Consider the following 12,820-nt stretch of genomic DNA (forward strand, 5'->3'; position numbering starts at 1 on the left):
CGGGGGTCAGACGGTGCTCGGACACCGCTGTGTGCCGACTCGACTCCGCGCTTCGTGTCCATCGGTGGCCGTCCGCCGCCCGGTGCTGGACGTCCCTCAGGCACCCGACCGGTAGACGAGAGACGTGCAGCAGATCGGTGTGGGCGGAGAACGGTTCGACGGCGTGACCGAGATCGCGGTGCTCCGCGGCGGGGGCCTCGGCGACCTGATGTTCGCCGTGCCCGCCCTCGAAGCCCTCGCCGCGGCCTACCCAGACGCGCGCACCACCCTCCTCGGCACGCCCGCCGCGGCAGCCGTCCTGGGCGGTCGGACCGACGCCGTGCACGCCTTCGAGGAACTCCCGGTCGCGCCGGGTGTCCGCGACGCCGGCGACGACGCTCCTGATGCCGAGGACTTCTTCGCGCGGCTGTCCGGCCGGTTCGACCTCGCGGTGCAGCTGCACGGTGGGGGTCGCAACTCGAACCCGTTCCTGCTCCGGCTCGGCGCCCGGCACACCGTCGGCACCGCGACCGAGGACGCCGAGGTCCTCGAGCGCTGGGTGCGCTACGTGTACTACCAGCACGAGGTCCTGCGTGCCCTCGAGGTCGTGTCGCTCGCGGGGGCCGCCCCCGTCACGCTCGATCCGCGGGTGCACGTGTCCGACGACGAGCGGGCGGCGGTCCGCGAGCGGCTCGGGGTCGCCGGGGACGGCACCCGGCTCCTGGCGATCCACCCCGGAGCGACCGACCCGCGCCGGCGCTGGAGCCCCTCGCGCTTCGCCGAGGTCGCCCGTGTCCGGCTCGCCGCCGGGGACGACGTGGTGCTCGTCGGCGATGCGTCCGACGTGCAGGCGTCGACCGCCATCGTCGACGCGCTGCCCGCCGACCTCGCCGGACGCGTGCACGACCTGACCGCCGCCGTGCCGCTCCGCGAGCTCCCCGCCGTGCTCGCCGCCGCCGACGTCATGGTCGGCGACGACTCCGGCCCGCGGCACCTGGCGGTCGCCGTCGGGACCCCCACGGTCGGCGTGTTCTGGTTCGGCAACGTCGTCAACGCCGGGCCCTTCGACCGCGGGCGCCACCGCGTGCACCTGTCCTTCGTCACGCGCTGCCCGGTCTGCGGGATCGACGTCACGCAGGTGGGGTGGACGGCCGAGCGCTGCGCGCACGACCCGTCCTACGTCGACGAGATCGACCCGCAACTGGTCCTCGACGACGTCGCCGACCTGCTCCGCACCGTCTGACCGCGGCACCGTCTGACCGCACCGTGCGCACGTCCCCACCCCGTGCGCGGTTGACCGCTGCGTGCTGCGCTGCAAGCGCGCACCACGCCGTCAACCCCGCACCAGGCAACGCAAGCCGCACCGTGCGCAGGTCCCCACCCTGTGCGCGGTTGACCGCTGCGTGCGGCGCTGCAAGCGCGCACCACGTCGTCAACCCCGCACCAGACGACGCAAGCCGCACCGCGCAGGCAACGTGACAAGACCGACGGACGGGAGGCCCGGCGCATGACCGGCACCGCGCCTCCCGTCCGCACCGTGCGCACGTCCCCACCCCGTGCGCCGTTGACCGCTGAGTGCGGCGCCACAGGCGCGCACCACGCCGTCAACCCCGCACCAGTTGGCGCACGCCGCACCGCGCAGGCAACGTGACAAGACCGACGGACGGGAAGCCCGGCGCACGACCGGCACCGCGCCTCCCGGCCGCACCGTGGCGACGACCAACGCGCCTGGCAGCGGCGCGGCGCGCAGCGAGCGCCTACGGCCAGCTCGGCTCCGTCGCGGGCATGATCGACAGCTCCCGGATCTCGCAGCCGGCCGGCTGCGACAACGCGAAGAGGATCGCGTTCGCGACGTACTCGGGCTCGATGAGCTGCGCGTCCGGACCCGGTTTGTACTGCTCGGTGCGGTCGGCGAAGAAGTTCGTGCGCATGCCGGCCGGGATCACGTTGGTGACACCGATGCGGCCGGCGGTCTCGGCGGCCAGGGCCTGCGAGAAACCGCGGACGCCGAACTTCGACGCCGAGTACGCGGTGCCGTCGCCGACGCCGCGCAGGGCGAGCGACGACGAGATCGTGACCACACGTCCGTGCGCTGCCTCGAGGGCGGGCAGTGCGGCGCGGACGACCGAGGCGGTGCCGATGAGGTTGACCGCGACGATCTTCTCCCAGTTGCCGGACGAGATCGCGTCGATCGGTGCCGGGGTGTCGATCCCCGCGGCGGTCACGACCGCGTCGAGTCCGTCGTGACGGTCGGCCGCCTGGCGGACCGCCTGCTCGACCGCGTCGGTGTCCGACACGTCGACGGCCACGGCGTCGATGCCCTCGGACACCGCGTCGACGCGCAGGTCGAGGACGATCGGGGTGCCGCCGGCCTCGACGACCGCGGCGACGACCGCCGCGCCGAGTCCGGAGGCGCCGCCGGTGACGAGGACGCGGCCGATGGGGGTGGTGGGGACGGGCATGGACTTCCTTCCGTAGGGGCGTGGGTCCGTCGGGTTCAGCCGACGTGTTCGAGGGCTGCAGCCAGGCGGGTCGTCGAGCGGCCGGGGTGGAACGGGACGGTGACGACTCGTCCGCCCCACTCGGCGAGGGTTGCGGCCTCGGGCAGCTCGCTCGCGGTGTAGTCGCCGCCCTTCGCCCAGACGTCCGGGCGGAACCGGCGGAGTGCCTCGTCGGGGGTGTGCTCGTCGAACACCACGACGGCGTCGACGCAGTCCAGGGCGAGCAGCAGTTCGACGCGGTCGTCCTGGGTCATGATCGGCCGTTCCGGACCCTTGAGCGCGCGGACCGAACTGTCCGAGTTGAGGCACACGACCAGGCAGTCGCCGAGTGCCCGCGCGGCCGACAGGGTGCGGGCGTGCCCGGCGTGCAGCAGGTCGAAGCAGCCGCCGGTCGCGACGACGGTGCCGCCGGCGCTCCGGACCTCGTGCACGGTGCGCAGCGCGTCGCGGTCGGCGCCCGGTACCCGCAGCGGCGCAGGGCCGTCGTCGGCGAAGAGCGCGGTGACGCCGCCGGCGGCCAGGTACTCGGAGGCCGCGACCACGCCGGCGGCGACGGCTCCAGGGACGTCCGCTCCACCGGCCAGTGCCACGGCGACACCGGCCGCCAACCGGTCCCCGGCGCCGCACGGGTCGCCGGCGGTGACGGAGGGTGCCGGCACGAAGCGGCTGTCCGAACGGTCGTCAGCGAGGAGTGCTCCGCGGTCGCCGAGCGTCACCGCGACGGCACCGACACCCCACTGCTCGACGAGGGCCGCCGCGGCCACGGTCGCGAAGGGCACGGTGGCGAAGGGCACGGTGGCGAAGGGCACGGTGGCGACGGGCACGCCGTGGCCCTCGACGTCGGTGAACCGGCGGGCCTCGGCGGCGTTCGGGGTGGCCACGGTGATGCCGGGCACGGGTGCGGCGCCCTTCGGGTGCGGGTCCCAGACCACGGGGGTGTGCTCGGCGACGCGTGCGAGGGCCTCCCGCAGCGCCGGAGCGGCGGCGACCCCGCGGCCGTAGTCGGCGACGACGATCGCGTCGGCGTCGTCGAGGGCGGCCGTCATGGCGTCGGTGGCCTCGGGCACGGGCGGGGTCGCACAGCCCTCGTCGATGCGGACCAGCGCGTGGTCGACGACGCGCACGCGGGTCTTCACCGGCGTCGGGGCGCCGGAGGGCCCGGCGACCACGGTGACGTCGGGGAGCAGGTCGCGGAGCTCCTGCGCACGACTGTCGTCGCCCAGGACGGTGACCAGGGTGACGTCGTGTCCGTCGCGCACCAGCATCGTGGCGACGAGTCCGGCACCCCCGGCGCGGCGGTCGTCGGTCGTGACGTCGACGACGGGCACGGGTGCGTCCGGGCTGAGCCGATCGCTGGTGCCGGCCACGTCGACGTCGAGCAACGTGTCGCCGACGACGACGATCCGCAGGCGACGACGATCCGCAGGGTGCTGCGCGGCCGGTCGCTGCGGCGTCATCGCCGGACCCCGCGGCGCAGAGCGGGCTCCATCGCCCGGCACAGGGCGTGCACGAGCACGAGCTGCGCCTCCTGCACGTTGGCGGACTGCCCAGCGATGCAGATCGCGTCGTCCACGGCCTCGGCCAGGGGGTTCGGCCGGGGCCCGGTCATGGCGATCGTCCGGGCGCCGACGGCACGGGCGGCCTCCGCGGCGCGGAGCAGGTTCGGGCTCCTGCCGCTCGTCGACAGCAGCACGACGACGTCACCCGCCCGTGCGTGCGCCGACACCTGTCGGGCGAAGACCTCGTCGAAGCCGTAGTCGTTGCCGATCGCCGTGACGGCCGAGGTCTCCGCGTGCAGCGAGATCGCGGAGTAGGCGGGGCGGTCGCCGTCGAAGCGTCCGGTCAGCTCCGAGGTCAGGTGCTGCGCCTCGGCGGCCGACCCGCCGTTGCCCGCAGCGAGCAGGCGCCGACCTGCGACGAGTCGGGCCGCGATGTCGTCGGCCCAGGCGGCGATGTGGTCGTGGTGGTCGACGAGCGAGGCGATCACGGGGACCGAGGCGGCGACGTGGTCGAGCACGATGCGCGCACTCGCGGTGGTGTGCTCGTCGATGCCGGGCTGCTGGTCGATGGTCATCGGGCGGTCCTCTCGGTCTGCTGTGCGGCACGCGGGACCCGTCCGGCGTGGGTGGCGGCGCGCTGCGGTGCGCCCGCCGTGGCGGCGCGCTGCGGTGTGCCCGCCGTGGTGGTCGGCGCGGCCACGGCGACGGCACCGGCCAGCAGCCGCTCGTACACGCGCTCGCTGTCCGCGGCCACCTTCTGCCACGTGTACCGCGACTCCGCGCGTGCACGGCCGGCCCGGCCGAGGGATCCGCGGCGGTCCGGGTCGTCGAGCAGGGCGCCGACGGCAGCGGCGACCTCGGCCTCGTCGCGCGGCGGGACGTGCAGGCCCGTGCCGTCCTCGACGACGGTGTCGATGAGCCCACCGACACTCGACGCGACGACGGGTCGACCGCAGGCCATCGCCTCGAGCGGGACGATGCCGAACGGCTCGTACCAGGGTGCGCAGACCACGACGTCGGCGCTCCGGTACACGGCGGGCATCTCGTGCTGCGCCAGCTGTCCGCGGAAGGTCACGTGGTCACGGATCCCGAGCGACCGGGCGAGGGCGTCGAGCCGCTGGTACTCGGGGTCGTCCACCAGGTCGGCCCCGGCGACACCGGCACCGCCGACGACCACGAGTTCGACGTCGCGCCCCTCGGCGACCAGGGCGGCGAGTGCGGCGATGGTCGTGCCGACGCCCTTGCGCCGGACCAGCCGCGACACGGTGAGCACCCGCTGCGGACGGCCGCGCTCCTCGACGGGTCCGTCGGGGCGGAACAGCGCCACGTCGACGCCGCACGGCACGACGGAGATGCGCTGCAGGGGGACGCCGAGGGCCTTGAGCTCGAAGGCCTCGTCGGAGCACGTCGCGACGACCTGGTCGGCGCTCCGTCCGACGGCCGGTTCGAGCCACTCGCGCTCGGCGGGACTCGTGTCGGCCGAGCCCTGGTGCCGACGCTTCACGACGCCGAGCGCGTGGAAGGTCTGCGCGACGGCGATGCGGGTGCCGCCGGTCCGGGCCTGCACCTGCGCGACGGCGTCGAGTGCCGCGTGCCCGGACATCCAGAAGTGGGCGTGCACGACGTCGGGCCGGTCCACGAACCACTCCGCGGCGAGCACCGACGCGAACGTCCCCATGAAGGGGAACAGCTCGTCCTTCGGCACGTGCCGCGCCGGACCGGCGTCGACGTGCACGACGTCGACCCCGGGTCGCAGCGGCACCCGGACCGGCGCGGATGCGTCGTCACGCCGGGTGTAGACGGTCACCTGGTGCCCGCGGTCCGCGAGCGCCCCGGACAGTTCGGCCACGTGGACGTTCTGTCCACCGGCGTCGACGCCGCCGAGCACGGCGAGCGGGCTCGCGTGCTCCGACACCATCGCGATCTTCATCGAAGGCTCCCCTCGAACGTGGCCGAAGTCGTGGCCGAAGTCGCGGCCGAAGTCGTGGCCGAAGTCGGGGCCGACGCCGCCCGGTCGCGCCGGGCGCCGCGGGTCACGGCGTCGTCGAGCAGGTCGTCCCAGTCGGCGGTGAAGCGGCCGAGCGCATGCCGTGCGAGCACGGCCTCCCGCGCCACGGCACCCCGTCGGCGCGCCTCGTCGGGGTCCTCGACGAGGATCCGGGAGGCCCGCACCAGCTCCTCGACGTCCGTCGCGATCGCGCCGGCCTCGCCCGGCACCGTGCGGGCCGCGTCCGTCGTCGCGAGCACCAGCACCGGCATCGCCAGGTGCATCGCCTCGAGGAGCGACAGGCCGAGCGAGGTCCACCGGTTCGGGTGGACGTACGCGCGGCGTTCGGCGAGGGCCGTGTGCATCGGGTCCGAGGGCACGTCACCGCGGGCGACCACGGCGTCCCCGAAGCCGAGCTCGGGCAGCCGTTCGGTGCCCATGCCCCAGACGTCGACGGGTGCCACGGCCGCGAAGCGGGGGAGCAGGTCGGTGCCGACGACGCGGTCCCGACGGACGGGCTCGTTGATGACGACGCCGAGGCGGTCGAGCGAGCCGGTGTAGCGCGGGCCGGGGTCGACGACGCCGTGTTCGACGACCGTGGTGCGCGTGGTGCCGCAGTCCCACATGAGCGCGTTCCAGTGCGTGACGTGCGCGATGGTCAGGTCGTCGCGGTCGCGGAACGGGTGCAGGCTGTTCGGCACGTCGACGCGGGGCGCGTTGTGCTCGACGAAGACGATCGGCACGTCGCGTCCGGCGAGCAGGCGCTTCGCCGCGTCGAGTTCCTCGGTGCGTTGCAGGACGACCACCTCGACCTCGGCGTCGGCGACGTCGGCGGGGTCGATCTCGATCGCCGACGCCGGCCAGGCGCGCCCGCCACGACCAAGGCCCCAGGCGTCGCGCGCCGGCGTGGTGGGGATCAGGTACTCGTGCGGGCCGCGGACGAACGCGTCCATCCAGCCGCCGTGCACGTGCCAGACGAGGATGCGCATGCGGAGCCTTTCGGTCGGTCGGGCACGAGCAGAAGGGGGAGCAGTGGCGGACGCTACGCAGCACCTTCTGGCGCGCTCCGCAGACTTCTCGGTTCCATCCGCGAAGCGCGGTCGAGCAGCCGTTCGTGGGCCGCGAGCACGTCCTCGATGCGCACCGTGGACAGGCACGGGTGCCCCGCGACGGGGCACTCCCGGGCCCGGCTGAGCCGGCACGGCGCGGCCTGGTCCCCGAGCAGTTCGACCAGCGGTGCGTACGGTGCCCACCGGACGGCGGGGACGACGGGTGAGAAGAGGCTGACGATCGGTGCGCCGACCGCCGCGGCGAGGTGCGCCGGCCCGGTGTTGCCGACGACGACGACCTCCGCACCGGCCAGGACCGCAGCGAGCTCGGCGGGCGTGGTCCGACCGCCGAGGTCGATGCCGGTGGCACCGGCGACGGCCGCGGTCAGGTCGCGTTCCCCGGGCGAGCCGGTGACGACGACGGGCACGCCACGCTCGGCGTACGCGGCGACGAGCTCCCGGTGGTGCGATGCCGGCCACGACCGGGCGGGGACGCTGGCGCCGGGGTGCACGACCACGTACCGTCCCAGCCCGGCCACGGACCGGGGTGCGACGGCGTCGTGACGCACCACGAGCCTCCCGTCGTCCTCCGGCGGCAGCCGGAACCCGGCCGCGTCGGCGATCCGCAGCGCACGCTCGGGTTCTGGGATGTCCTCGGGCAGGTCCTCGCCGGGTCGCAGGCGGACGTCGAGGAGCGCCCCCGGGTGGTCGACCGAGGCCCCGGAGACGCGGGGGACACCGGCGAGGCGCAGGAGCAGCGCCAGGGGCAGCGGCGACTGGTGGAACGAGGTGAGGACGACCGCTTCGTCGGGTCGCTCCTCGGCGACGAGCGCGCGGAACTCGGCGAGCACGGCGTCGTCGATCGGCCGCGCCGTCTCGGTGACCCAGGGCGCTGCCCACACCCGGACGCGGTCCACGCCGGGCAGCAGCTCGGCGGCCGGGGCGCCCTGCGGCCCGCACAGCATCGTGACGTGCGAGGCCCCGGCGGCGACGGCGCGGACGGCGGGGCCGGCGACCAGGACGTCGCCGAACGAGTCGAGGCGCGCCACCAGGACGCGGGGACGGCTCACGTGCGGTCCGTCTCGACGGTCGACGGTCCGGCCGCGGCGATCACCAGGGCGACGGCCTCGGCGAGGGTCGCCGCGACGGTCTCGGCGTCGTCGACCTCCTCGGGCCGCGTGCGCGGGGTCGGCACGAGCACGCCCTGCGCCCCTGCGGCCCGCGCCGCCTGCACGTCGGCGCCGATGTCGCCGACCAGCACGAGCGCCTCCGGCGGGACCCCGAGTCGCTCGGCGGCGTCGAGGACCATGCCCGGCCGCGGCTTCCGGCACGCGCAGTCGTCGCCGGCGTCGTGCGGGCAGACGCACCAGACGTCGAACGGCCCGACGAGCGCGTCCACGCGGGCGTTCGTCGCGTCGACCTGCTCGCGCGTCGCGAGGCCCTTCGCGATCACGGACTGGTTCGTGACCACGCCGAGCAGCAGCCCGGCTGCACGAGCCCGCTCCACGGCACGACGGGCACCGGGGACGGGCACCACCAGGCGCGGGTCGGCGTTGTACGGGACGTCCACGACGAGGGTGTCGTCGCGGTCGAAGAGCAGGCCGCGGATCGCGCGGTCCGGTGCGAGGGGCATGGCACCGGAGTACCGGTCGGCGGCCGCGTGCCGGCTCAGGACAGCCGGGGAACGCGCCCGCTGCCGACGCCACCAGCGGGCACCGCCTACCGTCGCGCCCGTGACCGCACTCGAGACCCTGCCCGCCGCCGACGGACGCCCGGAACTCGTCGTCCTGCGCGCCATCAAGCTCGGCGACCTCCTGGTCGCCGTCCCCGCGCTCCGCGCCCTGCGACGGGCCTTCCCCGACCACCGCATCACCCTCGCGACGACGGCGTGGCTGGCGCCCGTCGTCGAGCTCGTCCCCGCCGTGGACGTCCACCTGGCGCAGCACGGCCTCGACCACCCGATCATCTTTCCCGCCGGCACGGTCGACGTCGCGGTGAACCTGCACGGCGCCGGCCCCGAGTCGTCCGACCTGATCGCCGCCCTGCAGCCCCGTCGGGTCATCGGGCACGCCGACCCGACCCACGGACACGACGGTCCCGAGTGGCCGACGGACGTGCACGAACGCGACCGCTGGGCAGACCTGCTCACCTGGCACGGCGTCCCCGCCGACGCCGACGACGTGGCCGTCGACCGCCCGGCGGCACCGCCCGTGGTCGCCGACGCCGCGGTCGTCCACGTCGGTGCCTTCCACGGGGCGCGGCACTGGCCCACGGACCGCTTCGCCGACGTGGTGCGCGGACTGCGGGAGCGCGGTGCCGACGTGGTCCTGACGGGAGGCGCGGACGACGTCGCCCGTGCACGTGCCGTCGCGGACGCAGCCGGCCTGGCGCCGGGGGCGGTCCTGGCCGGCTCCCTGGAGCTGCAGGAGTTCGCGGGCGTCATCGCCGCGGCGCGGCTCGTCGTCACCGTCGACACCGGTGCGGCGCACCTCGCGACCGCCTACGGCGTGCCGTCGGTGGTGCTCTTCGGACCGGCGCCGCCGGAGGCCTGGGGACCGCCCGCATCGGGTCCGCACATCGTCCTCACCGATGCCTCGGTCCGGCGCGGCGACGTCTTCGCCGAGGACCCCGACCCGGCGATCCTGGCGGTCGGCGCGGCCGACGTGCTCGCCGCGGTGGACCGGCTCGACGTGCTCGGGGTGACCGCACAGGCGACCGACCGGTAGCGTCGACCGAGAGCCACCCGGACCCACCGGGCACTCGGAAGGAGTCCTTCGTGTTCGAAGCCGCCAACATCCGTGACTGGATCGGCCTGCCGGTCGTCGACGAGGCCGAGGACAAGGTCGGGACGCTCGAGAGCATCTACTACGACACCGCCACGTCCGAGCCGGCGTTCGGTGCGCTCACGACCGGGATGGTCGGCTTCCAGAAGCTCGTGTTCGTCCCCCTCGTCGGGGCGACCGTCGCACCGAAGCACCTGCGCGTGACCTTCCCGAAGAAGCTCGTGAAGGACGCGCCCTCCATCGCGACCGACGGTGAACTCGACGCCGCGACCGAGCCCGAGCTGTTCCAGCACTACGGCCTCGAGTACCGCACGGGCAGCGGCGGCGAGCGTCGTCTCGGACGCCGCTGAGGCCGGGACTGCTCCGGATCGCCCGCCGACCACTGCGCACTGCCCTGGCGGTGGTCGGCGCCGTCTGTCTCGTGGCGGCGGGCCTCGGCGGGTCCGTCGGCGCGCCGCCGGCCTCCGCGGCGCCGATGTGGCCGGTGCCCGAGCCGTACCCCGTGACCGCCGACCCCACCGAGACGCTCGACGCGATCCCGCCGGGCAGTGAGTACGTGGCGCTCGGCGACTCCTACTCGGCCGGGTACGGCCTGAGGGACCGCACCGGGCTGCCCACGAACGCCTGCGTGCAGTCGGCGCGCGACTACCCGCACCGGCTCGCGGCGCAGTTCGGGCTCACCCTGACCGACGTCACGTGCGCCGGCGCGACGAGCGACGACGTCACCACGGGCCACCAGTTCAAGGGCGTCCCGCCGCAGATCGAGTCGTTGTCCGACCGCACCCGACTGGTGACCCTGACGATCGGCGGCAACGACGCCGACCTGTTCGGCACGGCGGCCTCGTGCCTGGCGATCTCCGCGAACGGCCCGGTGTTCTCTGGCCGCGACGCCCCGTCGTGCGAGAGCACCCTCGTGCAGGACGGCGTCGACCAGCTCGCCGTGAAGATCCAGTCGCGCGTGGCACTCGGCATCGCCGACACACTCGGCGCGGTGCAGCGGGCCGCCCCGAACGCCGTCGTCGTGTTCCTCGGGTACCCGGCGATCTTCCCGGACGCCGAGGACACCCCCGCGAAGGGCTGCTTCCGGTCGGCACTCGACCTCGGCACCCTGGCGGGCTCGTTCCCGTCGGACACCTACCCCTTCACGGACACCGACGTCGAGTACCTGCACGGTGTCCAGGACGAGCTCAACGAGGTCTCCCGGTCCGCTGCCGCCGCCGCCGGGGTGCGGTTCGTCGACGTCTTCGCGAGCACGCAGGACCACTCGCCGTGCGCCGCGTCGAAGCGCTACGTGGCCGGTGTGACCCTCACTGGTTCCGGCGACCTGCGGAAGATCGACCTGAAGGCCGGCGCCCTGCACCCGAACGAGCGCGGCGTCACGTACCTGACCGCGCGGATGGCCGCCGCGATCCGCGCCCTCGCCGGCTGATCCCACCGGCGGTCTCGGTCGCCGTGGCCGCTCGGCTGTCCGGGTGCGCCGCCGGCGGGACCACGCAGACCGGGGCGGCGGTCTCGCGCACGACGTCGTGGAGCAACGAGCCCGAGAGCGCGCGCACGTGCCCGCGACCGAGCACCACCAGCGACGCCCGGCGGGTGTGCGAGGCGATCGCGTGACCCGGGTGGCCCTCGACCAGCAGCGGACGGAGGCGGAGTGACGGGTACCGTGCGGCCAGCACGGACGTCACCCGCTGCAGCAGTTCGGCGTTGCTCGTACGCCACCGGAGCGGGTCCTCGGCGAAGTCGGTCAGCCCGGTCCGGGTGAGCACGGGCATCTCCCACGCGCGCAGCAGCGTCAGCCGTCGGTTCCGCCGGACGGCCTCGTCGACGGCGATCGACACCGCACGTTCGTCGATCGGGTCCTCCACCGCGAGCACCACGTCACCGTCGATCGGGTGCGGACCCTCCGGCACGACCACGGTCGGGACGGCAGCACGCTCGGCGACCCGCGCCGGGTCACCGCCGGCCGTCGATCCGCGCCGGTGGCGGAAGCTCCCGATCACGAGCAGGTCGCCGCCGTCCGACTCCTCGACCAGGGCTGCGGCGAACGGGCCCGCGTGCCGGTGCACCTCGACCGCCACACCGGGCAGAGCGGTCCGCGCGGCCTCGGCGAGCTGGTCGGCGACCGGCGTCCGGCCCTCCAGCGCGTGGTCGGCGCCGATGATCCGCAGCCGCTCGACACCGGCGTCGGCGCGGGCCACGATCCACCGCAGGGCCTCGTCGTGGGGCATCGCCGCATCGGCGGCCAACGTCACCGTCGTCCATCGCTCGTCCATCCCGATCGGCCTCCTCCGTCGCAGGCTTCGGGGGCGTCACCTGGCGCTCCGTGCGCCACACGGTACTCCGGTCGGGGGCGGTGGAACCGACCGTGCGCAGCGGTGGAACCGGCCGTGCGCGGTGGTGACCGCGAGCGGCGGACGTGAGCCGGGCCTCCCGTCCGACGCCGCGTAGTCTCGCAGGCGTGGTGGTGAGCGCCGGACTGTTGCTGCACCGGACCGGTCCGGCCGGGCCGGAGGTCTTCGTCGCGCACATGGGCGGGCCGTTCTGGCGGAGCCGGCCACGTGCCTGGTCGGTCCCGAAGGGACTCGTCGAACCCGGCGAGGACCCGCTCGAGACGGCCCTGCGTGAGTTCGGTGAGGAGATCGGGGTCCCCGCACCCGTGGCCGCCGACGACGTCACGGACCTGGGCGAGTTCCGGCAGGCCTCGGGCAAGCGCGTCCGGGTGTTCGCCGCCCCGGCCCCGGCGTTCGAGGTCGTCGTCGTGCGGAGCAACACCGTCCGGCTCGAGCTGCCACGCGGTTCAGGACGGTTCGTCGACGTGCCGGAGGTCGACGACGCCCGGTGGGTGCCGGTCGCCGAGGCGCGGGAGCTGCTCGTCGCGGGCCAGGTCGCCGCGGTGGATGCACTGCTCGATGGGCCGGATGCGGCCCGGTGAGCGCATCGCCCGTTGCGGGTGAGTCACGATGTGGTGACGGTGCGGACAGGGTCACGGGGCGTGGATAACCTGACCGGGTGTCGGGTGGGC

13 protein-coding genes are annotated in these 12,820 nt (G+C 74.8%); 5 read left to right on the top strand and 8 right to left on the bottom strand.

Features of this window, described 5'->3' with window-relative positions:
- Nucleotides 1-124: 124 nt before the first annotated feature.
- Nucleotides 125-1,222: a glycosyltransferase family 9 protein gene (locus EDF47_RS01975; protein ID WP_131880055.1), complete on the top strand. Its 1,098-nt coding sequence runs from the start codon at nucleotides 125-127 to the stop codon at nucleotides 1,220-1,222.
- Between the two features lie 514 nt (nucleotides 1,223-1,736).
- Here the strand turns inward: EDF47_RS01975 and EDF47_RS01980 are convergent.
- The 7 genes from EDF47_RS01980 to EDF47_RS02010 are packed head-to-tail and all read right to left on the bottom strand — an operon-like array spanning nucleotide 1,737 to nucleotide 8,648.
- On the bottom strand, nucleotides 1,737-2,441 hold the full coding sequence (locus EDF47_RS01980; RefSeq protein ID WP_131880057.1) for an SDR family oxidoreductase: 705 nt from the start codon (nucleotides 2,439-2,441) through the stop codon (nucleotides 1,737-1,739).
- 35 nt (nucleotides 2,442-2,476) lie between these two features.
- Entirely contained in the window at nucleotides 2,477-3,889 is a 1,413-nt protein-coding gene (locus EDF47_RS01985) for a PfkB family carbohydrate kinase (RefSeq protein ID WP_131880231.1), read from the bottom strand.
- 44 nt (nucleotides 3,890-3,933) lie between these two features.
- Nucleotides 3,934-4,554 carry an SIS domain-containing protein gene (locus EDF47_RS01990; protein WP_131880059.1) on the bottom strand — a complete coding sequence of 207 codons (621 nt, stop codon included), beginning with the start codon at nucleotides 4,552-4,554 and terminating at the stop codon, nucleotides 3,934-3,936.
- The gene (locus tag EDF47_RS01995) at nucleotides 4,551-5,909 is read right to left on the bottom strand and encodes a glycosyltransferase (protein WP_133936626.1); all 1,359 of its coding nucleotides are present in this window, start codon (nucleotides 5,907-5,909) and stop codon (nucleotides 4,551-4,553) included. The genes EDF47_RS01990 and EDF47_RS01995 overlap by 4 nt, the downstream gene beginning before the upstream one ends.
- Nucleotides 5,906-6,955, bottom strand: a complete 1,050-nt coding sequence (locus tag EDF47_RS02000) for a glycosyltransferase (RefSeq protein WP_133936625.1) — start codon at nucleotides 6,953-6,955, stop codon at nucleotides 5,906-5,908. Before EDF47_RS02000 ends, EDF47_RS01995 begins: the two co-directional genes overlap by 4 nt.
- A gap of 53 nt (nucleotides 6,956-7,008) precedes the next feature.
- Nucleotides 7,009-8,085, bottom strand: coding sequence for a glycosyltransferase family 9 protein (locus tag EDF47_RS02005; RefSeq protein ID WP_243833987.1), 1,077 nt, complete (start codon nucleotides 8,083-8,085; stop codon nucleotides 7,009-7,011).
- A complete protein-coding gene (locus EDF47_RS02010; protein ID WP_133936624.1) occupies nucleotides 8,082-8,648 on the bottom strand; it encodes an HAD family hydrolase in 567 nt (188 codons plus the stop codon). Before EDF47_RS02010 ends, EDF47_RS02005 begins: the two co-directional genes overlap by 4 nt.
- Before the next feature lie 100 nt (nucleotides 8,649-8,748).
- Between EDF47_RS02010 and EDF47_RS02015 the strand changes: the two genes are divergently transcribed.
- From EDF47_RS02015 to EDF47_RS02025, 3 genes are all read left to right on the top strand, one after another.
- The gene (locus EDF47_RS02015; RefSeq protein WP_133936623.1) at nucleotides 8,749-9,741 is read left to right on the top strand and encodes a glycosyltransferase family 9 protein; all 993 of its coding nucleotides are present in this window, start codon (nucleotides 8,749-8,751) and stop codon (nucleotides 9,739-9,741) included.
- 50 nt (nucleotides 9,742-9,791) lie between these two features.
- Nucleotides 9,792-10,148, top strand: coding sequence for a PRC-barrel domain-containing protein (locus EDF47_RS02020; protein WP_111084060.1), 357 nt, complete (start codon nucleotides 9,792-9,794; stop codon nucleotides 10,146-10,148).
- Between the two features lie 152 nt (nucleotides 10,149-10,300).
- Complete coding sequence (locus EDF47_RS02025; RefSeq protein ID WP_165932376.1) at nucleotides 10,301-11,227, top strand: SGNH/GDSL hydrolase family protein; 927 nt, start codon at nucleotides 10,301-10,303, stop codon at nucleotides 11,225-11,227.
- Here the strand turns inward: EDF47_RS02025 and EDF47_RS02030 are convergent.
- Complete coding sequence (locus EDF47_RS02030; RefSeq protein WP_131880070.1) at nucleotides 11,175-12,071, bottom strand: universal stress protein; 897 nt, start codon at nucleotides 12,069-12,071, stop codon at nucleotides 11,175-11,177. The genes EDF47_RS02025 and EDF47_RS02030 overlap by 53 nt on opposite strands.
- 185 nt (nucleotides 12,072-12,256) lie before the next feature.
- On the opposite strand from EDF47_RS02030, the gene EDF47_RS02035 reads away from it, so the two are divergent.
- Nucleotides 12,257-12,730: an NUDIX domain-containing protein gene (locus EDF47_RS02035; protein ID WP_243648778.1), complete on the top strand. Its 474-nt coding sequence runs from the start codon at nucleotides 12,257-12,259 to the stop codon at nucleotides 12,728-12,730.
- Nucleotides 12,731-12,820: the final 90 nt, after the last annotated feature.

Origin of the sequence: Curtobacterium sp. PhB190 (assembly GCF_004365385.1) — a bacterium.
In the GTDB taxonomy this organism is placed as follows: domain Bacteria; phylum Actinomycetota; class Actinomycetes; order Actinomycetales; family Microbacteriaceae; genus Curtobacterium.